The organism is Azohydromonas lata (genome assembly GCF_034427735.1).
Taxonomy (GTDB): domain Bacteria; phylum Pseudomonadota; class Gammaproteobacteria; order Burkholderiales; family Burkholderiaceae_C; genus Azohydromonas; species Azohydromonas lata.
This window is the reverse complement of sequence record NZ_JAXOJX010000017.1, coordinates 1-19,934: the sequence shown is the minus strand read 5'-3', so window position 1 is coordinate 19,934 and position 19,934 is coordinate 1. Positions and strand designations below refer to the sequence as shown.

The 19,934-nt window shown below is 68.1% G+C and carries 19 protein-coding genes and 1 pseudogene; 12 read left to right on the top strand and 8 right to left on the bottom strand.

What is annotated here, in order from left to right; translation table 11 throughout:
• Window positions 1-117: 117 nt before the first annotated feature.
• From SM757_RS12255 to SM757_RS12230, 6 genes are all read right to left on the bottom strand, one after another.
• Entirely contained in the window at window positions 118-768 is a 651-nt protein-coding gene (locus SM757_RS12255) for a cytochrome c3 family protein (protein ID WP_322465664.1), read from the bottom strand.
• A gap of 158 nt (window positions 769-926) precedes the next feature.
• Window positions 927-1,721, bottom strand: a complete 795-nt coding sequence (locus SM757_RS12250; RefSeq protein WP_322465663.1) for an SDR family NAD(P)-dependent oxidoreductase — start codon at window positions 1,719-1,721, stop codon at window positions 927-929.
• Between the two features lie 243 nt (window positions 1,722-1,964).
• Window positions 1,965-2,732 (bottom strand): SDR family oxidoreductase, encoded by a 768-nt coding sequence (locus tag SM757_RS12245; protein ID WP_322465662.1) that lies wholly within the window; start codon window positions 2,730-2,732, stop codon window positions 1,965-1,967.
• A 472-nt stretch (window positions 2,733-3,204) separates the two neighbouring features.
• On the bottom strand, window positions 3,205-4,173 hold the full coding sequence (locus SM757_RS12240) for a tripartite tricarboxylate transporter substrate-binding protein (RefSeq protein ID WP_322465703.1): 969 nt from the start codon (window positions 4,171-4,173) through the stop codon (window positions 3,205-3,207).
• A 16-nt stretch (window positions 4,174-4,189) separates the two neighbouring features.
• On the bottom strand, window positions 4,190-4,831 hold the full coding sequence (locus tag SM757_RS12235; protein WP_322465661.1) for a sulfatase family protein: 642 nt from the start codon (window positions 4,829-4,831) through the stop codon (window positions 4,190-4,192).
• The gene (locus tag SM757_RS12230) at window positions 4,794-5,141 is read right to left on the bottom strand and encodes a sulfatase-like hydrolase/transferase (RefSeq protein ID WP_322465660.1); all 348 of its coding nucleotides are present in this window, start codon (window positions 5,139-5,141) and stop codon (window positions 4,794-4,796) included. The genes SM757_RS12235 and SM757_RS12230 overlap by 38 nt, the downstream gene beginning before the upstream one ends.
• 615 nt (window positions 5,142-5,756) lie before the next feature.
• Between SM757_RS12230 and SM757_RS12225 the strand changes: the two genes are divergently transcribed.
• Window positions 5,757-6,728, top strand: a complete 972-nt coding sequence (locus tag SM757_RS12225; protein WP_084267968.1) for a LysR family transcriptional regulator — start codon at window positions 5,757-5,759, stop codon at window positions 6,726-6,728.
• On the opposite strand, the gene hpaD is transcribed toward SM757_RS12225, so the two are convergent.
• Both hpaD and SM757_RS12215 read right to left on the bottom strand, forming a co-directional pair.
• Window positions 6,703-7,551: a 3,4-dihydroxyphenylacetate 2,3-dioxygenase gene (gene hpaD, locus SM757_RS12220; RefSeq protein WP_322465659.1), complete on the bottom strand. Its 849-nt coding sequence runs from the start codon at window positions 7,549-7,551 to the stop codon at window positions 6,703-6,705. The two genes, SM757_RS12225 and hpaD, sit on opposite strands and share 26 nt — an antisense overlap.
• 105 nt (window positions 7,552-7,656) lie before the next feature.
• A complete protein-coding gene (locus SM757_RS12215; protein ID WP_322465658.1) occupies window positions 7,657-8,592 on the bottom strand; it encodes a LysR family transcriptional regulator in 936 nt (311 codons plus the stop codon).
• Window positions 8,593-8,724: 132 nt separating this feature from the next.
• Here SM757_RS12215 and hpaH point away from each other — a divergent pair, with 132 nt between their 5' ends.
• The 11 genes and pseudogenes from hpaH to SM757_RS12160 all read left to right on the top strand — a co-directional run.
• Window positions 8,725-9,528 carry a 2-oxo-hept-4-ene-1,7-dioate hydratase gene (gene hpaH, locus SM757_RS12210; RefSeq protein WP_322465657.1) on the top strand — a complete coding sequence of 268 codons (804 nt, stop codon included), beginning with the start codon at window positions 8,725-8,727 and terminating at the stop codon, window positions 9,526-9,528.
• 1 nt (window position 9,529) lies between these two features.
• Entirely contained in the window at window positions 9,530-10,330 is an 801-nt protein-coding gene (gene hpaI, locus SM757_RS12205) for a 4-hydroxy-2-oxoheptanedioate aldolase (RefSeq protein ID WP_322465656.1), read from the top strand.
• Window positions 10,331-10,335: 5 nt separating this feature from the next.
• The gene (locus SM757_RS12200) at window positions 10,336-11,772 is read left to right on the top strand and encodes an FAD-binding oxidoreductase (RefSeq protein ID WP_322465655.1); all 1,437 of its coding nucleotides are present in this window, start codon (window positions 10,336-10,338) and stop codon (window positions 11,770-11,772) included.
• A gap of 14 nt (window positions 11,773-11,786) precedes the next feature.
• A complete protein-coding gene (locus SM757_RS12195; RefSeq protein ID WP_066342250.1) occupies window positions 11,787-12,782 on the top strand; it encodes a Bug family tripartite tricarboxylate transporter substrate binding protein in 996 nt (331 codons plus the stop codon).
• 14 nt (window positions 12,783-12,796) lie between these two features.
• Window positions 12,797-14,272, top strand: coding sequence for an aldehyde dehydrogenase family protein (locus tag SM757_RS12190; RefSeq protein ID WP_322465654.1), 1,476 nt, complete (start codon window positions 12,797-12,799; stop codon window positions 14,270-14,272).
• A 31-nt stretch (window positions 14,273-14,303) separates the two neighbouring features.
• Window positions 14,304-15,170, top strand: coding sequence for a DODA-type extradiol aromatic ring-opening family dioxygenase (locus SM757_RS12185; RefSeq protein ID WP_322465653.1), 867 nt, complete (start codon window positions 14,304-14,306; stop codon window positions 15,168-15,170).
• Entirely contained in the window at window positions 15,167-16,147 is a 981-nt protein-coding gene (locus SM757_RS12180; protein WP_322465652.1) for a Bug family tripartite tricarboxylate transporter substrate binding protein, read from the top strand. The genes SM757_RS12185 and SM757_RS12180 overlap by 4 nt, the downstream gene beginning before the upstream one ends.
• 30 nt (window positions 16,148-16,177) lie before the next feature.
• Window positions 16,178-17,116, top strand: coding sequence for a fumarylacetoacetate hydrolase family protein (locus SM757_RS12175; protein WP_322465651.1), 939 nt, complete (start codon window positions 16,178-16,180; stop codon window positions 17,114-17,116).
• On the top strand, window positions 17,113-18,093 hold the full coding sequence (locus tag SM757_RS12170) for a 2-dehydropantoate 2-reductase (protein ID WP_322465650.1): 981 nt from the start codon (window positions 17,113-17,115) through the stop codon (window positions 18,091-18,093). The genes SM757_RS12175 and SM757_RS12170 overlap by 4 nt, the downstream gene beginning before the upstream one ends.
• 4 nt (window positions 18,094-18,097) lie before the next feature.
• Window positions 18,098-19,549: an aldehyde dehydrogenase family protein gene (locus tag SM757_RS12165; RefSeq protein ID WP_407655751.1), complete on the top strand. Its 1,452-nt coding sequence runs from the start codon at window positions 18,098-18,100 to the stop codon at window positions 19,547-19,549.
• Window positions 19,550-19,559: 10 nt separating this feature from the next.
• A pseudogene (locus tag SM757_RS12160) lies at window positions 19,560-19,934 on the top strand (electron transfer flavoprotein subunit beta/FixA family protein); the annotation flags it as partial.

Sequence of the window (19,934 nt, the reverse complement as noted above, 5' to 3'; positions counted from 1 at the left end):
GAACCGGAGGAAAAGACATCGTGCGCACCCAGGAGGCGCCGTCAGGCGCGATGGCACGAGGCAAGCGTCATGCCCCCGCGCAGCGCCCAAGCGGGTGGAAACGTTTGCACGAACCCGTCACCGGTGGCAGGTAGAACAGTCCGTCAGCCGCCGGGTGTCCGGCAGGCGCAACAGCTGTTCTAGGCGCTGCACGTCCTGCGGCGCTGGCGGGGCGGCGATCTGCATGGAAAACACCTGGTCCTGGGGATGCAGGTGCGGCCCCGGGTTGCGATGGCAGGCCAGGCACCACTGCATCTGCAGCGGCGCCACGCGCCAGGTCAGCGGCATTTGGTCGACGCGGCCATGGCACTCGACGCAGGCCACCCCCTTGTTGACGTGCACGCTGTGGTCGAAGAAAACGAAGTCGGGCAACTGGTGCACGCGCTGCCATGCGATGGGCCGACCGCTGGCGCTGCTCTCGCGCAGCGGCTCAAGCACGCGCTGGTCGGTGTAGAGCTGCGAGTGGCAGCTCAGGCAGATGCCGCTGGAGGGCAGCCCGGCAAAGGCGCTGCGCTCCACGGTGGTGTGGCAGTAACGGCAGTCGATGCCGTCGTCGCCCACGTGGTGCTTGTGGCTGAAGGGAATCGGCTGCGCCAACGGCTCGCCCACGGGTTGGTACGAGCGGTCGCGCCACACCATCAGGCCGAAAGCCACGGCCAGCGCCGCACCCAGCGCCAGGAAGGCGAGCTTCACGCCCAGCTCGGCACGGCGGCGGAACACGGGGTCCATGGGCAGCGGCTGTTGGTCAGGGGAGTGCCCGGCGCTGCGGCAATCGGCATGCGTTGCCGCCCGGGTCCCGCGGGCGCGCGCCGCGGCGTGCGGCGCCATGGGGCGGGCAGTGCGGTCCTTGCGACGCTACGGACGGCAAGGCCGCGCCTGCCTGGACATCAGGCGATGGTTCGCACCAGGCCGCCGTCCACGCGCAGCGCCGCGCCGGTGGTCGCCGAGGCCCGGGCGCTGCAGACATAGGTGATCAGCGACGCCACCTCGTCCGGACTGGCGAAGCGCTGCAGCACCGAGGACGGGCGCGCGGTGGCAAAGAATTCGCGCTCCATGGTGGCGGCGTCCACGCCACGCTCGGTGGCCATGCGTGCCACGAACTCGCCCACGCCTTCGCTGGCCGTGGGCCCGGGCAGCACGCAGTTGACGGTGACGCCGGTGCGCGCCAGCGTCTCAGCCAGGCCGCGTGAGACGGCCAGCTGCGCGGTCTTCGTCATGCCGTAGTGGATCATTTCGGTGGGTATGTTGAGACCCGACTCGCTGGAGACGAAGACGATGCGGCCCCAGTTGCGCGCGCGCATGCCCTCGACGTAGTGGCGCGACAGCCGCACCCCGCTGAGCACGTTGACCTCGAAGAAGCGCAGCCAGTCCGCGTCGTCGATCTGCTCAAAGGGCTTGGGCTCGAAGATGCCCAGGTTGTTGACCAGCACGTCCACGTCGGCCAGTTGCGCAACCAGTTGCGCGCAGCCTTCGGCGTTGCCCAGGTCAGCGGCGATGCCCTGCACCTGCGCACCCGGCAGCTCGCCGCGCAGCTTGGCCACGGCCGCCTCGACGCGCGCGGAACTGCGCCCGTTGACGATGACATGGGCCCCTTCGGCCGCCAGCGCGCGGGCCGTGGCCCAGCCGATGCCTGCGGTCGATCCGGTGACCAGCGCCCGCTTGCCTTGCAGTCCAAGATCCATGAGAGCTCCTTGCGTTACCTGGTGGCGTGGAGAAAGCCGTTGCGGCCTGGCGGCCGCTCCGACGGGGCGGCACGCCTCATCTTGCCGCCGGCGTCAAAGTGCCATGGCAGCGGCCGCGGCACGGTCCGTTCCCACGGCGGCGCGCCGGGTGTCGCCGGTGTCACCAAAGCCGTGGAGCAGCCCCCACGCCGGCGCCGATGCCGTGCACGAAACGGTTGCGCAGGATTCTGCTCCCTCGGGACATCAGGTGCGCGTGATGGACACGCCGCCGTCCACCAGCGACGCCGTGCCGGTGACGAACGAGGAGTCGTCCGAGGCCAGGTACAGGACCGCGCGGGCCAGCTCTTCCGGACGGCCCACGCGCTTGAGCGCGTGCAACTGCGTCACGAAGGCCTGCGCTTCGGCCGTGTTGTTCTTGTCCCGGTACATGTCGGTGTCCACGGCACCGGGCAGCACGGCGTTGACCCGCACGCCTTGCGGTCCGAACTCCGCGGCCAGCGCCTGCGTCAGGCCGATGAGCCCCGACTTGCTCGCGGCGTAGGCCGCCATGCCCGGGAAGGCAAAGGTGTGGCCCACGAAGGTGGACGTGAAGATGACCGAGCCGCCCCCGCCTTGCTTGAGCATCTGCGCGATCTGGTGCTTGGCACCCAGGAAGGACCCGGTGAGGTTGATGGCCAGCGTGTCGTTCCAGCCCGCGGCCGAAACCTCGGTGCTCGCGCCGCCTTCGCCCAGCGTGCCGGCATTGTTGAAGGCCACGTCCAGCCGGCCGAAGCGCTCCACCGCCAGCGCCACCAGCGCCTGGGCATAGTCCTCGGAGCGCACGTCGCCCGCCAGGGCCGCAGCCTGGCCGCCACCGGCGGCGATTTCCCCGACCAGGTCGTCAAGCTCGCCCTGGCGGCGGGCCCCGACGACGATGCGCGCGCCTTCGGCGGCGAAGAGCCGGGCCGTGGCGCGGCCAATGCCGGCGCTGGCACCGGTGACGAGGGCAACTTTTCCGGACAGGCGTCCCATGGCGATCTCCTGAAGCACGTTGAACATGGAGCGCAGTGTGGGCGGCCTGGGGCGTTCGGAATAGAGTGCGAAAGGTGGATCTGCCTTCCGGAAAGACCGAACGATGCTGAAGCTCGATGGAGCGGCCGGTCGCGTGGGGGCGAAGCGGGCTCCATGAGCGATGGCGGCCATGCCCGCGGCATGGCGCGGGAAAGGACCGATCAGAAGTCGTGGCGCAGGCCCAGCTCGTGGGCCGTGGAGCGCTGGCCACCGAAGTGGTTGGCCGCCACGGGGTTGCCACTCACGGCCGGATCACCCGCCACGGCGAAGCTCGCCGCCCCATCGTTGGAGATGCACGAGGCGTGCGCGTACAGCGCCGTGCCGGCACCGTCTGCGCGGACAGCGGAACCGACGGCAGTGCGGACTGCCTCCAGCGGCCCGGCGCCTGTACGACTGCCACGGACGGGAATGCCGTTGATAGAGGCTTGGCCCTTCAGTCTTCCGGCGTGAAGCCGCTGGCCTTGACGACTGCTGGCCAGTAGGCCGACTCACGCTGCTGCAAGCTTGCTAGCTCCACGGGCGTGCTTGCGGCCGCATCCAGGTTGACGCGGGCCAGCCGCTCGCGCAACGCCGGTTCTGCCAACACGCTGCCCACGGCCTGCTGCAGGCTGTTCACTTGTGAACTGGATAACCCCGCCGGGCCATAGAGCCCGAACCAGCCAACCATCTCCACATCGATGCCGTATTCCTTGAACGTCGGCACACCGGGCGTCGCCACATTGCGGCGTGGGCCGCTGGTCGCCAGGAACTTCACCTTTCCGGCCCGTGCCAACTCGGCTGCATCGGCCATGGGGGAAATGACCAGCGGGATGACCCCACCCACCAAATCCACCATCGCGGGCGCGCCGCCACGGTAGGGCACATGGGGCATCGTGACGTTCAGCGAACGCGCCACCGACACGCCGAGGAAATGGGGCACGGTGCCAGCGCCGGGAGAACCATAGCTCGCCTTGGCGCCAGCGTTTTGCAGCCAACGCTTGAGCGCTTGGGCGTTGGGCGCGTCCAGTGAAGGATGGGCAATGAGGGCGTAGTCAAACGTCGATAGGCGGGCAATGGGCGTGAAGCTGCGCACCGCGTCGTAGCGCAGCTTGGAGTACAGCGAGGGAAACAGGGCCATGGGTCCGTGCGGCACGATCATCAACGTCTGCCCATCGGGCGCTGCACTGGCCAACTGCTCGGGCACGAGCCGCCCGCTTGCGCCGGGCCGGTTCTCGACGAAACAGTGCGATTGAGATGCCGCTGCAACCCTTCCGCCAGCAGCCGTGCCATCGTGTCGGCCGAACCACCGGGAGCAAAGCCCACGAGGATTCGCGTGGACGAACCCTGTGCGCGGGCTCCGGACGCCGCGAGCAGCGCTGCTGCGCCAAGCCCGCGCTGGAACGTTCTTCTGTCCATGGTTGATCTCCTGTTAGAACCACTCAATGGGACGCACGCGGGATGTCAGCGTCACCGAACACCAAGATGGCCCGTGCTTCCTCCGGAATGCCCGGCATTCCGGCGTTCCAGTCTTGCCATGCCTGCTTCATCGCGGCCAATCGCTCGGGGTAGCGCCTGGCGAGATTTGCCCGCTCGCGCTCATCCGCTGCGAGGTCGAACAAGTACTCGTTCCTGTCCATCGACAGGTACTTCCATGTCCCCTCGCGCAGCGCGGCTTGCCGACGATGCAGCATGCGCCAGTACAAGCGGCGCTGCGGGTCCCAGCGCGGGTCGTCAAAGAGAGGCAGCAGGCTCAAGCCGTCCAGCGGACAGGCCGAGCTCGGTGCCACGCCGGCAGCCGCCAGCATCGTGGCCGCCCAGTCCATTGAGATGGCAGGCGTGCTGGTCGTGCTGCCGCCCTGGATGCGCGCAGGCCAGCGCGCAATCAGCGGAACGCGGATACCGCCCTCAAGGAGATCCATCTTCTGGCCCACGAAAGGCCAGTTGTCCGAGAAGCGCTCGCCGCCGTTGTCGCTGGTGAAGACGACCAGTGTGTCCCGTGCAACCCCTTTGGCTTCCAGTGCTGCCAACACCCGGCCGATGCCTTCATCCATGTGATGAATCATGCGGTGGTAGGTTTCCAAGGAGCCGCCGTCCACGTGATTGATGCGCCCTAGCCATGGTTTCCAGCTTCGTCATTGCCGTCCCAAAGGTCTCGCTTGCCGCTGCTGTCGGTGCAATTGAAATTTGCCAGCGCCCGGTGATCATTGCGAAACGCGTGGGAGAACACACCGGCGAATTGGAGTAGCCGTGCGTGAACAGCAACCCCTCTGCAGCCATTCGATCAAGATGCGGCGACGTTGCGGTACGTGCACCCGTACATCCCAGGTCTGCATAGCCCAGATCGTCTGCGACGATGAATACAAAATTGGGACGCGTGTTCTGTTGTGGCATTGCGAATCGCCGCTCAACGGTGGCGCTGTCTTGTGGAAAGCGAAATCCAGCCGACGCACGACGGCCAGCAATGGAATTGATTTGCCGCCGCGTGCAGTCACTGATTACATGGAAGGGAACCGGCAGCGGCGCGAAGCCTTTGCAAGGCTCACGTGGCGGGCCGTTCGGCAGCGTTGGGCTGCCGGTCGAGCGCGTGGGCCGGCGCGCTGCATGACTGATGTCTCCGTACAGGCTGCCCAGCCTGCCTTGTATTGATGTGCGGCAAGTTTCGGGATGGTTTGGCGTCGCAACAAGCAATTAATTTGGAACAGTCGTCAAGCTCCGCTTGATGATGAGGCGACTGCGTCGGCACGCATTGTCAATTCGCGATTGACAACTGTTCAAAATTCTTTGTTTGTCAACTGAGCCGGCGTCCCTGAGGATTGCCAGGGATGCGGCCCCGTGCCGCGTCCGGCCGTTAAGTTGCATCAGCATCCATATAAAAAGCTCGTCAACAGATGCCAGGAAGGAAAGCGCGTGCGCGCGGCGCCGGGGACCGCGACTCGACACGGGTCGAAGCGCTGAGCCCATCGCACAGGGCACGCCCTGGAGACGGCGCTGCCCAGGAGACCGTACTTGGCTTTCCCGCACTTCACCACCCGGCAACTCGACGCCTATGTCGCCGTGGCGCAGTTGCGCAGCTTCGGCGCTGCAGCCGAGCGGCTGGCGTTGACCACTTCCGCCGTCAGTCAGCTGATTGCTGAGCTCGAAGAAGTCGTAGGTTTTCGGCTGTTCGACCGCAGCACGCGTCGTGTGGCCCTGAGCGCTGCGGGCCGCGACTTTCTTGAACCGGCCCAGGCGGTGCTGCGGCAAATGGCGCTGGCAAGCCGTGCGGCCGAAGACTTGCGAAGCCACGCTTCAGGATTGGTCCGTGTCGCTGCGCCTCTGGCCATTGCCGCGACGATCCTGCCTGCTGCCATTGAAGCTTTTGCCCGCGAGCGTCCGAAGGTGGTGGTTCACATTCAGGACACGACGGTGGAGCGCCTGTGCGATGCCGTGGTCAACACAGAGGTCGACTTCGGGATCGGACCCGACCGGGCAGTGGGAAACGCCGTGGTGCGAACGACCTTGTTCGCCAGCCCATGGGTGCTGTGGTGCGCGCCGTCGCATGCGCTGGCGAGGCAGGACCCTGTGCGCTGGCCTCAACTGCGCGACCATCCCCTGGTGGCGGCCGGACGCGATCACGAGTCGGGCGTTGCGCAGATGCATCACGACCTGCCGGACGATGAACGCATCACGCCCATGGAGATCGTGGAGCACGTGACCACGGCGTTGGGCCTGACCGCCTGCGGGCTGAAGGCCACGCTCGGACCGGCCTACGTCAACGGCCTGGCCCAATCACTCGGCCTGGTGATGCGGCGCATCGTCGAGCCCGAAATCCAGCGTGCGGTGTGCCTCTACCGTCCGGCTCGGCGCACCGCATCGCCGGCAGCACAGACATTCGCCGAATTCCTGGCTCAGTGGCTTGGGCAGTGGAGCGCCAGCCAGCCCTGGCACGGACCCGTGTGCCCGGGCCTTGGCGTCAGCGCAGGGGCAGCACCGCGTTGACCTGGCCCGTTCCGGAAGCCAGGAAGTACGGCGTCACGATCTCGGCCTTGCCTTGATAGTCGTCGCCCCCCAGCGCGCCCAGCAGCATGGCGGTGTCATGCATCCAACCTTCGCCATAGCACGCGCGCGCGTACGTCGGCAGCATGGCATTGAATTCCGTCCAGCGCCCTTGCTGCCACAGGTCGAGCGCGCGCAAATCGCACTGGCGGAAGAACTCGTCGCTGGTCTCGTAGGGCCGGTCGAACACGACCGCGTTGTCGTGGATACGGTGCGATAGCGAGCCACTGGCCACCAGTGCGACCTTGCCGTCGCCGGCTTCGATGGCTTCGCGGAAGGCTGCGCCAACGCGGCGGCTCTCGTCGATCGTGGAGTACGCCAGCCATCCCGAGACCGACACCACCTTGACGCGCCGGCGCAGCTTCATGAAATGCATGGGAACCAGCGTGCCGTACTCCAGGCCCAGGTTGCGGTTTTCGTGCGCAATGGTCAGCACGCCGCGTTCGGTGGCCTGCGCCGCAAGCGCCTTGGCCAGCGAAGGATTGCCGGCATGGTCGTATTCGAGCGCCTCGATCTGGGTCGGAAACTCGTTGCTGGTGAACACGCCCTGGAAGTCGGCACAGGCATTGACGTGATAGGCCGCGTTGCTGAGCCAGTGCGTGTCGAGAATGACCACCGTGTCAGCGCCGCTGTCGACGATGCGTTGGCCGATGTCCTGCAGGCCGTGGATGGCGTCATCGCGGCAGCCGTGCAGGGGGCCGGGCAGCTCCGACAGCACCATGCGCGGGATGTGCGTGACCTTGGCGGCGAAAACGAGTTGACCCATTGATTGCTCCTTCGTTGTCATGAACAGGGACCAACGAAGTTTGGGTGGACTGCCGCCCGGCAACAAACGATGAATTCTGCACAGTCGTTTAGGCCGCCTAAACGATCATGCCGCAGGCTTTGCCGTCACGTCCGTTTCGCTCCACTGCTGCAGCCAATGCGCCAGGTACTCGGCAAAGCCTTCTGCGGCAGGCGACAGCGTGCGGTTCAGCGGCTGGTAAAGGCATACCTTGCGCACGGTTTCAGGCTCAACCACCCGCTTCATCACCAGTCCCAGCCGGGCGGCCATGACGCCGACATACGCCGGCGCCAGTGTGGCGGCCAGGCCCTGCGTTGCCATGCCCAGTGCCGTGGAGATGTTGTCCACCACGTCCACGGGCGTGATGCGGGTGTCCTCGGGCGCATTGACGCGCATCTGGGCCACGCTGAGCTCATGGTCGCGACCCGCGGCCACCAGCGTGTGATGCCGCAAGTCGGCCCAGCGCACCTGCTTCAAGTGCGCAAGCGGGTGGTCGGGTGAACACCACAGCACCCAGGGGCTGTCGAACAGGGCCTGGCTGCTGATTTCCTGCCCACTGGTTCGGTCCGGTCCTACCGCCAAGTCGACGTCACCCGCGGACACGCTGTCGATCAGGCTGTCCACGGGCAGGTCGCGGATGCGCACCACCACTTTGGGATGCTCCGCTGTGTACGTGCGGATGGCCGCGGGCAACGCGGTGCCGGCGAGCACCATCGGCGCGCCCACGCGCACCAGGCCGGCCGCGCGCTGGCGCACGTCCTCGGCTGCGCTCTCGGCATCGTGCACGTGGCGCAGCACCGTGCGCACCGACCCCAGGAAATCGCGCCCGGCGCCGGTCAGCGCGACACGGCGCGTCGTGCGGTCGAAGAGGCGAAAACCCAGAACGGCCTCGAAATCCGCGATGAGCTGGCTGACCGCCTGCGTCGTCAGGCCCATGCGTTCGGCCGTGCCTTTGAAGCTGTGCAGCTCGGCCACCGTCGCGAAGGCCTCCAGCTGCCGCAATGTGAATCGACTCAATGCCATGGCGTCATTATCAACCTCGCGTTGACGACTGTACAGAAATCATTGCTTGTTGCTGTTAAAGCAAGCCGGGACACTTGCGCTGCATCAACACACAGCACAGGCCGCCATGGCCTGCATGGAGACGACAACACCATGCTCGACGCATCCATTCACGCCGCGCTGGCGCAGGAGCTGCACCTGTCGGAAAGCAGCCGCAGCCAGGTCGAACAGTTCTCGAAGCGCCATCCCGGCATGAGCATCGAGGACAGCTACGCCATTCAGCGCGCCTGGATGAAGCTCAAGCAGGCCGAAGGCCGCCGCGTGATCGGCCACAAGATCGGGCTGACCTCCCGTGCGATGCAGCTGGCCTCGCAGATCACCGAGCCCGACTACGGCACGCTGCTCGACGACATGCTGCTGCGTGATGGCAGCGAAGTGGAGGCGGCGCGCTTCATCGTGCCGCGCTTCGAGGCCGAGTTCGCCTTCATCCTGAGCAAGCCGCTCAAGGGCCCGGGCGTGACGCTCTTTGACGTGCTCAATGCCACCGACTACGTCGTGCCGGCGCTGGAGCTGATCGACGCGCGCATCGAGCAGTTCGACCGCGAGACCAAGGCGCCGCGCAAGGTGCTCGACACCATTGCCGACAACGCCGCCAATGCCGGCATCGTGCTGGGCGGCCGCCCGATGAAGCCCGACGCGGTGGACTGGCGCTGGGCCGGCGCACTGCTCTACAAGAACGGCGTGATCGAGGAGTCGGGCCTGGGCGCGGCGGTGCTCAACCATCCCGGCAACGGCGTGGCGTGGCTGGCCAACAAGCTTGGTGCCTATGACCAAGGCCTGGCCGCGGGCGAGATCGTGCTGGGCGGCTCCTTCATCCGGCCGGTGCCCTGCGCCGCGGGCGACACCTTCCACGCGGACTACGGCCCGCTGGGCTCCATCTCGGTGCGGTTCATCTGACATGCGCACGCCCGACAACCTCTTCAAGCAGGCCATCGCACGGCCCGGCGCACAAATCGGCCTGTGGGTCGGACTGGCCGATCCGTACGCAGCCGAGCTGTGCGCCACCGCGGGCTTCGACTGGCTGCTGATCGACGGTGAGCACGGTCCCAACGACCTGCGCTCCATGCTGGCCGCGCTGCAGGCCGTGGCGCCCTACCCGGCGCAGCCGGTGGTGCGCATCCCGCAGGGCGACACGGCGCTCATCAAGCAGGTGATGGAGATCGGTGCCACGACGCTGCTGGTGCCCATGGTGGAAAGCGCCGCCCAGGCGCGCGAGCTGGCCAGGGCCATGCGCTACCCGCCCTCTGGCGTGCGCGGCGTGGGCAGCGGCCTCGCGCGGTCCTCGCGCTGGAGCTTGTACCCGCAGTACCTGCACGAGGCCAACGAGCGCGCTTGCCTGCTGGTGCAGGTGGAAACGGCGGCGGCGCTGGAGCATCTGGACGAGATCGCGGCAGTGGAGGGCGTGGACGGCGTCTTCATCGGTCCGGCGGACCTGTCGGCGTCCATGGGCTACATCGGCCAGCCCGGCCACCCGCAGGTGCGCGCTGCCATCGACGCGGCCATTGGGCGCATCCAGGCTGCGGGCAAGGCGCCCGGCATCCTGGCCACCGATGAAGCCCAGGCGCGGCACTACATCGGCCTGGGCGCTCGCTTCGTGGCCGTGGGAGTGGACGCCACGCTGCTGGCACGGAGCGCGCGGGACCTGGCTGCCCGATTCAAGGCGGCGCCTGCCAGCGCGGCTTCCGGCAGCGGCTATTGACGGGAATGACTGCGATGAAGCTCACAACGCTGCGCACCGCCTTCAGCGGACGCCTGCACACCGAAGCGCACGACATGGCGCCCTTCCTCACCGACTGGCGCGGCAAGTGGACCGGCCGTGCCCTGGCCGTGGCCCAACCCGACACGGCGCAAGACGTGGCCGCCGTGCTGCGCTGGTGCCATGAGCACCGCGTGCCCGTGGTGCCACAAGGCGGCAACACCGGCCTGTCAGGCGGTTCAACCCCCGATGGCACGGGCCAGGCCCTGGTGCTGTCGCTGACGCGGCTCACCCGGGTGCGCGCGGTCGACACGATCAACAACACGCTGGAGGTTGAAGCCGGCGTGACGCTGCAGGAGGTACAGGCGGCCGCCGAGCAGGCGAACCGGCTGTTCCCGCTGAGCCTTGCGGCGCAGGGCACCTGCACCATCGGCGGCAACCTGGCGAGCAACGCCGGCGGCGTGCAGGTGCTGCGCTGGGGCAACGCCCGCGAGCTCTGCCTGGGTCTCGAAGTGGTCACGGCCGAAGGCGAAATCTGGAACGGCCTGCGCTCGCTGCGCAAGGACAACACCGGCTACGACCTGCGCGACCTCTTCATCGGCAGCGAGGGCACGCTGGGCATCATCACGGCGGCCACGCTCAAGCTCTTTCCCAGGCCTGCGGGCCAGGCTGCGGCCTTCGTCGCAGTGCCGTCGCCGGCAGTCGCCGTCGAGCTGCTGCAACTGGCCCAGTTGCGGCTGGCATCCAGCCTCACGGCTTTCGAGCTGATGAGCGACGCATGCATCACGCTGGTGGAAAAGCACGTGGACGCGGCCCGCTTGCCCTTGAGCGAACGCTCGCCCTGGTACGTGCTGGTGGAGGTCAGCGACCCGGTGAGCGAGGCGCAGGCCGCCGCGGGCCTGGAAGGGTTGCTGGAGCAGGCGCTGGAGCAGGAGCTGGCCACCGACGCGGCGCTGTCCAGCAGCCTCGCGCAATTCCGCGCGCTGTGGGCCTTGCGTGAAGACATCTCCGAGTCGCAGGGCGCGGAAGGCAAGACGATCAAGCACGACATCGCGCTGCCGATCTCGGCCATCGCCGGCTTCGTCGAGGCCACCAGCCGCGAGATCGAGGCGCAGTTCGACGGCGTGCGGCTGGTCGTCTTCGGCCACCTGGGCGACGGCAACCTGCACTTCAACCTCTCGCCCGCCGAGGACCGGCTGGGCAAGGCGCACGAGGCCGCTTTCGTGGCACTGGAGGCACCGGTCAACCGCCTGGTGCACGACGCGGTGGCCGCCGCGGGCGGCTCCATCTCTGCGGAGCACGGCCTGGGCGTGCTGCGCCGCGACGAGTCGGCCCGCTACAAGTCCGCCGTCGAGCTCAAGCTCATGCGCGCCATCAAGGCCGCACTCGATCCTTTGAATCTCATGAACCCCGGCAAGGTCCTCCCGGCCCACGAAGACAAATGACTGGAGACAGTAAGATGACGATGCAACGACGCCAGTTTCTCGGTACCTCTGCAGCGATCGCCGGCGGCGGCCTGTCCCTGCTGGCTACCGCCGTTCGCGCCCAGCCGCTGTTCGACACGGTGAAGCTGTATGCCGGCTTCGCGCCCGGCGGCACCATCGACGTCACCGCGCGCCGCCTGGCGGAAAAGCTTCGCGACGTCGTGGCCAAGAGCGTGGTGGTGGAAAACCGCACCGGCGCGGGCGGCCAGATTGCACTCTCCGCGCTGAAGACGGCGCCGGCGGACGGGCAGACGCTTGCCATCTCGCCCATGTCCATGCTGGGCATCTACCCGCACACCTACAAGAAGCTGCCCTACGCGCCGCTCACCGACTTTGCGCCGGTATCGCAGGTGGTGCGCGTCGACTTCGGCTTTGCCGTGGGCACCATGGTTCCGGAGTCGGTTCGCACGCTCAAGGACTTCGTGGCCTGGTGCAAGGCGAACACCCGCGATGCCAACTTCGGCAGCCCCGCGGCCGGCTCGGTGCCGCATTTCGTGGGAGAGCTTTTCGGCCGGGCGGCGGCCATCGACCTCAAGCATGTGTCCTACCGGGGCTCGCAGCCCGCGATCATGGATCTGGTGGGCGGGCAACTGGCGGCCGCGTCCGGGCCCGTGGGCGAGTTCCTGCAGCATCTGCCTGCCGGCAAAGTGCGCCTGCTGGCAACGTCCGGCCCCTCGCGCAGCCGCTTTGCGCCCAACGTGCCGACCTTCGCGGAGCAGGGCTTCAAGGACATCGTGCACGACGAGTGGCACGGCATCTTCGCTCCGGCCAAGACGCCGCCTGAGGTGGTGGAGCGGTTCTCGGTGGCCATACGCAAGGCCCTGACCGCTCCCGATGTGATCGCGGCGCTGGCTCAAATGGGCCTGGAAGCCAAGGGCTCCACCCCGGCCGAGCTGGCAGCCATGCTCAAGCACGACACCGAGCGCTGGGCACCGCTGATCAAGACCATCGGGTTCACCGCTGACGCCTGACGAGAGGAAGCATCATGACGACCAATTTGCTGGACGTGGCGGGTGTCGCCGTGTCGCCTGACCACTACATCGGCGGCCAACGCGTGGCCTCCGCGCAAACCTTCGAGCTGCACAGCCCTATCGACCAGCGGCTGCTGGGCCACATCGGCGAGGGCTCGGCCGAGCATGTGGACGCGGCCATCCGCGCCGCGCAGGCTGCCTTCCCGGCCTGGTCGCGCATGACGGCCGCCGAGCGCAAGCCCTACCTGGACCGCTTCGCCCAGGAGATCGGCAAGCGCGCCGACGACTTCTGCCGGCTTGAGAGCAACGACGCGGGCGTGCTGCTGTCGCGCATGCGCCATGGCGTGGTGCCGCGCGCCATGCTCAACATCACCTGGTTCGCGCAGCATGCGCTGGAGCTGCAGGACCGCCCCATCGACACCGAGCAGGCGCACCACATCGTGCGCCACGATCCGGCCGGGGTGGTGGCCATCATCACGCCGTGGAACGCGCCGCTGATGCTCTCCACCTGGAAGCTCGGCCCGGCCTTGGCCGCGGGCAACACCTGCGTGCTCAAGCCGCCGGAGTGGGCGCCGCTGACCTGCTCGCTGCTGGCCGATGCGGCGCACGCGGCCGGGCTGCCGCCGGGGGTGTTCAACGTCGTGCAGGGCAGCGGCGCGGGCACGGGCGCCAAGCTGGTGAGCGATGCGCGCATCGCGCGCGTGTCCTTCACCGGCAGCGTGCCCACCGCCAAGTGGATCGCGCAGGCCGCGGGCGCCAACCTCGTGCCCTGCAGCCTGGAGCTGGGCGGCAAGAGCCCCTTCATCGTGCTGGAGGACGCGGACATCGACAACGCCGCCGCCACCGGCGCGCTGATGTACCGCAACGCCGGCCAGGTGTGCCTGGCGGGCACGCGCTTCCTCGTCCACGAAAAGATCGCAGACCGGTTCGTTGCCGCCATGCGCGACTACGTCGAGCGCCTGGTCATCGGCGATCCGCGCGAGGAGAGCACCGAGGTCGGCCCGATCATCCATTCGCGCCAGGTCGAGCGCGTGCTGGGATTCGTCGAGCGCGCGGTGGCCGGCGGCGCGCAGGTGCTGTGGGGCGGCGAGCGGCATCCGTTCGGCGCGCAGTACGTGCGGCCCACCATGCTCACCAACCTCAAGCAGAGCGACGAGATCGTGCAGAACGAGGTGTTCGGCCCGGTGCTCACGCTGCAGACCTTCGCCAGCGACGACGAGGCCATCGAGCTGGCCAACGGCACCGACTACGGCCTGGGTGGCGTGTGCTACGGCGAGACGGCGCATGCCACGGAGGTGGCGCAATCCGTGCGCACCGGCTTCATCTGGGTCAACAGCTTCGGCATCCGTGACCTGGCCGCGCCGTTTGGCGGCATCAAGCGCTCCGGCGTGGGCCGCGAAGGCGGCGACTGGAGCTTCGAGTTCTTCTGCGACATCAAGGATGTCGTGGTGCCCAAGAAACCTTTCCGGGCCAGCTTCAGCCAGCGCTGAGGCCCCTCAACGATTCAAAGGAAACTTCGTCATGGGACAGATCGTTGGCGCAGCCATCGTTTCGCACCATCCCGGCCTGATGCAGTGCGAGGAGTTCCGCCGCGCCATGGGCGCCGGCGAGGACTCGGACCTGATTGCCGGCTTCGCGCGGTTGCGCGACAAGATCGCGGCGGCGCAGCCGGACGTGGTGATGATCCTGGACTCGCACTGGTTCACTACCGGCTACCACCTGGTGGACGGCGGCAAGCGCTACCAGGGCACCTACATCTCCGACGAGATGCCGTGGTACCTGCACGGCGTGCCCTACGACTACCGCGGGCACCCCGAGCTGGCGCTGGCCATCGAGGCCGTTTCGCGTGAGCAGGGCGGCTACAACCGCGCCGTCTGCAACCCCGAGCTGGGCCGGCAGTACGCCACCATCAACCTCATCAAGCAGTTGCGCCTGGAGCTCAGCGACACGCCCGTGGTCAGCGTGAGCTCGTGCCAGAACTGCGAGTGGCCACACTTCGTGAAATCGGGCGAGGCCATCGGTGAGGCCATTCGCCGCAGTGGCCTGCGCGTCGTGATGCTGGCCTCCGGCGCGTTGAGCCACAAGTTCAACGACATCGAGTGGCAGCCCAAGCACCCACGCATCTTCCACGAGAGCAACGTGTCGCGGCCCGAGAACATCGAGAGCGACAAGGGCGCCATCGAGCTGTTCAAGCAAGGCCGCCACGACCTGGTCCTGGAGCGCTGGGACAACGAGTACCGCAAGCTGCCCTGGGAAGCCTTCGGCGCCCATTACCTGCAGATGGTCGGCGCGATGGGCGGCGCGGCCTGCCGTGCCAAGGGCGAGGCGCTGTCAGCCTACGAAAACGCCCGTGGCACCGGCAACATCCACATGTGGTTCGAGCCGTGAGCCACGACACGGGCGGACGCACCCTTCTGACGCGGCGTGCCTGCGTGGCGCTCGCAGCCGGCCTGTTGGCGCCGGCTGTCCGGGCCCAGCAGCCGGTGCTGCGCTGGATCGTGCCGTTCCCGCCCGGCGGCGGCAGCGACCTGTCGACCCGCATCGTCGCCAAGCGCGTCGCGGAGCTGACGGGCCGCACCATCGTCATCGACAACAAGCCGGGCGCCGCCACCATGATCGGGGCCCAGGAACTGGTGCGCAGCAAGCCTGACGGCTTGACGCTCATGACCGCCGGCATGAGCACGCTCGCGCTCAACCCCGGGTTGTACGCGAGCCCGGGCTACCAGGCCGACAAGGACTTTGCGCACGTCAGCACGCTCGTGCGGCTGCCCATGGTGCTGGCCGTGCATGCCGCCCATCCGGCGGCCACGCTGAAGGACCTCGTCGCATGGCTGCGCGCCAGAGGCAGCAAGGCCAGCTACGCCTCCACCGGCTCCGGCACGCCCCAACACGTGGCGATGGCGCTGTGGCTGGAGCAGCAGGGCCTGGAGACGGTGCATGTGCCCTACAAGAGCATGCCCGGGGCGCTGCAGGACCTGGCCGGCGGGCAACTGGACCTGATGTTCGGCGATGTCTCGGCTGCGGCGCCGCTGATCAGGGCCGGCCGGCTCAAGCCCCTTGCCGTGCCCAGCGGGCAGCGCAGCCCGGTGCTGCCCGATGTGCCCACCTTCGCCCAAGCCGGCATGCCATGCGAGGCCGCCGCCTGGCAGGGCGTGGTGATGCCGGCCGGCACGCCGGCCGACGTGGTGGAGCGCATGAGCGCGGCCGTCCGGACGGCCCTGGTCGATCCGGCGACGGCCGAGCAATTGCTCCATCACGGCATGGAGCCGCTGGGCAGCACGCCCCAGGACTTTGGCCACTACGCCGCCGAGGAGCGCCAGCGGTGGCTGCGCGTGATCCAGGCGCATCGCATCACCGTGGGCTGATCTTTTTCCATTTCGATTTCCGAGGACCGCATGAACTTCGAACATCCTTTCAAGACCTTGCCGGCCGTGATGTGCGGCCCGCGTGTCGAACGCCGCCGCGTGCTCGTGGGCGGCAGTGCCTTCTGGGGCACGATGGACGACGATGGGCGCCTGCGCCTGGACGACGGCCGGGTGCTTGATGCCGAGAGCGCGACGTACCTGCCGCCGGTGAACCCGTCCAAGATCATCGCGGTGCACATCTCGTACAGCTCGCGCAGCTTCGAGACGCGCAACAAGTCCCGGCCCACCGAGACGCCGACCTACTTCACCAAGCCGGCCACGGCACTCAACGGCCACAAGGGCCAGATCCTCAAGCCGGCCGACTGCAAGTACCTCAACTACGAAGGCGAGTACGCGGTGGTGATCTCGCGCACCTGCCGCAACGTGACGCCGGACGAGGCGTGGGATTACATCGAAGGCTTCTGCCCGGCGCTGGACATGGGGCTGCAGGACTTCCGCGACACCGACCAGGGCTCGATGCTGCGCGTCAAGGGCGCCGACACGCTGCTGCCCATCGGCCCGGGCATCGTGCGCGGCGTGAACCTGTTCGAGCAGACGCTGCGCACCTACGTCAACGGCCTGGTGGTGCAGGAAGCGCACATCGGCGAGGAAACGATCTGGGGGCCGCACTACGTGATCGCCGACATCGCGCGCCACATCACGCTGCTGCCCGGCGACGTGATCCTGATGGGCACGCCCTGCCACTCGCGCAGCGTCGATCCGGGCCAGGTCGTGGAGTGCGAGATCACGGGCCTGGGTCGCGTCAGCGGCACCGTCACCGCCATCGACGCGCCGCGCGCCGCGGCGCTGGGCGTGGGCCATGCGCCCACCGACAGCCCGGAAGTCCGCCGCGTGGCGCTGGGCTTCGACGAGCGGGTGCCCGATCGCTTCAAGGACAACCTGCGCCAGGCCAAGGAGGCAACGCGATGAAGGTCTGCATCGTCGGCGCGGGCGCGATCGGCGGGTTCATCGGCACGCGGCTGGCCGCGGCCGGCCAGGCGCAGGTCAGCGCCATCGCGCGTGGCGCCACGCTGGCGGCGCTGCGCGAGCATGGCTGGCGCATGGACACGGCCCAGGGCCGCGTCACCGCACCGGTGCGCGCCAGCGACCGGGCTGCGGATCTGGGTGAGCAGGACCTGGTCGTCATCGCGGTCAAGGGCCCGGCGCTGACGGCCGTGGCGCAGGACATCGCGCCGCTGCTGGGCCCCGGCACGCGGGTGCTGCCGGCGATGAACGGGGTGCCCTGGTGGTTTTGCCAGGGACTGCCCGGCTTCGAGGCGCCGCTGCAGAGCGTGGACCCAGGCGGCGCCATCGCGCGGGCCATTGCGGCCGAGAGCGTGATCGGCTGCGTGGTGCATGCCGCCACCTCCACGTCCGCGCCCGGCCTGGTGCAGCACAAGATGGGCGATGGATTGATCATCGGCGAGCCGCGCGGCGGCACAAGCGAGCGCGTGCAGGCCGTGGCGCAGTTGCTCACGCATGCCGGGTTCAACGTCACGCACTCGGCCGATGTTCGCAACGACATCTGGTACAAGCTCTGGGGCAACCTGACGATGAACCCGGTGAGCGCCATCACCGGTGCCACCATCGACCGCGTGCTGGCCGATCCGCTGGTGCGCAACTTCTGCCATGCCGCCATGCAGGAGGCCGCAGTCATTGGCGAGCGCATCGGTTGCGCCATCAGCCAAAGCGCCGAGGAGCGCTCCGTCGTCACCGCCAAGCTCGGCGCCTTCAAGACCTCGATGCTGCAGGACGTGGAAGCCGGGCGCGCCATCGAGCTCGACGCCATCGTGGGTGCGGTGCACGAGATCGGTGGCCGACTGGGCATGCCCATGCCCAACATCAATGCACTGCTGGGCCTCACGCGCCTTTTCGGCCGCGTGCACGGCTTGTACCCGGAAGCCTGAAGACATGGACATCAAGCACAACTACATCGCCGGAGAGTGGGTCGAGGGCGGCCCTGCGGCAGAGAACATCAACCCCTCCGACACGCGCGACGTGATCGGCCTGTACGCGCGCGCCAGCCAGGCGCAGGCGCTCGATGCCGTGGCCGCAGCGCATGCGGCCTTGCCCAAGTGGGCGGCTTCCACGCCACAGCAACGCGCCGACGTGCTCGACGCCGTGGGCAGCGAGATTGCCGCACGCAAGGCGGAGCTGGCCGATCTGCTGGCGCGCGAGGAGGGCAAGGCACTCACCGACGCCGCGGGCGAGGTGATGCGCGCGGCGCAGATCTTCAAGTTCTTCGCCGGCGAGGCGCTGCGCATTCCGGGCGAGCTGCTGGCTTCCACCCGACCGGGCATGAGCGTGGAGATCACGCGGGAACCCGTGGGCGTGGTGAGCATCATCACGCCATGGAATTTTCCCATCGCCATTCCGGCGTGGAAGATTGCGCCGGCCCTGGCCTACGGCAACACGGTGGTGTTCAAGCCGGCCGAGCTCGTGCCTGGCAGCGCCTGGGTACTGGCTGAGATTCTCAGCCGTGCCGGGCTGCCGGCCGGCGCGTTCAACCTGGTGATGGGCCGCGGGCGCGACATCGGCGACACGCTGCTGGGCGACCCGCGCGTGGCGGCCGTGACCTTCACCGGCTCCGAAGCCACCGGGCGCAAGGTGGCTGCCGCCTGCGTGACACGCCCCGGTGCCATGGCCAAGTTCCAGCTGGAGATGGGCGGCAAGAACCCGCTGGTGGTGCTCGACGACGCCGATCTTGACGTGGCGGTGAATTGCGCCATCAACGGCGCCTACTTCAGCACGGGGCAGCGCTGCACGGCCAGCTCGCGCCTGGTGGTGAGTGCCGGCATCCACGACCGCTTCGTGGACGCGATGCTGGCCAAGCTGGCCACGCTCAAGGTGGGCGATGCGCGCCGGGCCGGCACCGTGATCGGGCCGGTGGTCGATGCGCAGCAGCTTGAACAGGACCTGCGCTACGTCGCCATCGGCCGCGACGAGGGGGCCACGCTGGCCTTCGGCGGCCAGGCGCTGGAGAGCATCGACGGCCAGCCCGGGTACTACCTGCAGCCGGCGCTGTTCACCGGCACCAGCAGCGACATGCGGATCAACCGCGAGGAAATTTTCGGCCCGGTGGCCAGCGTTATCCGCGTGCACGACGCCGATGAAGCGCTGGCCGTGGCGAACGACACCGAATTCGGGTTGTCGGCAGGCGTGTGCACGACGTCCCTGAAGATGGCGGCGCGCTTCAAGCGGGAGCTGCAGGCAGGCATGGTGATGATCAACGCGCCCACCGCCGGTGTGGACGCGCACGTGCCCTTCGGCGGACGCAAAGGGTCCAGCCATGGGCCGCGCGAGCAGGGCCGCTATGCCGCCGAGTTCTACACGAGCGTGAAGACAACCTATCTCCAACCTTGAGGAAGACGCCATGAAGTTGCTGGTGCCCGTGAAGCGGGTGGTGGACTACAACGTGAAGGTGCGGGTGAAGTCCGACGGGTCGGGCATGGACCTCGCCGGTGTGAAGATGAGCATGAACCCCTTCGACGAGATCGCCATCGAAGAGGCGGTGCGCCTGAAGGAAAAGGGTGTGGCCACGGAAGTCATCGCCGTCTCCTGCGGCGTCACTCAGTGCCAGGAGACGCTGCGCACGGCCCTGGCCATCGGCGCGGACCGCGCCATCCTGGTCGAGACCGACGCCGAGCTGCAGCCGCTGGCCGTGGCCAAGATCCTCAAGGCGCTCGTCGACAAGGAACAGCCGGGCCTGGTGATCCTGGGCAAGCAGGCCATCGATGACGACTGCAAC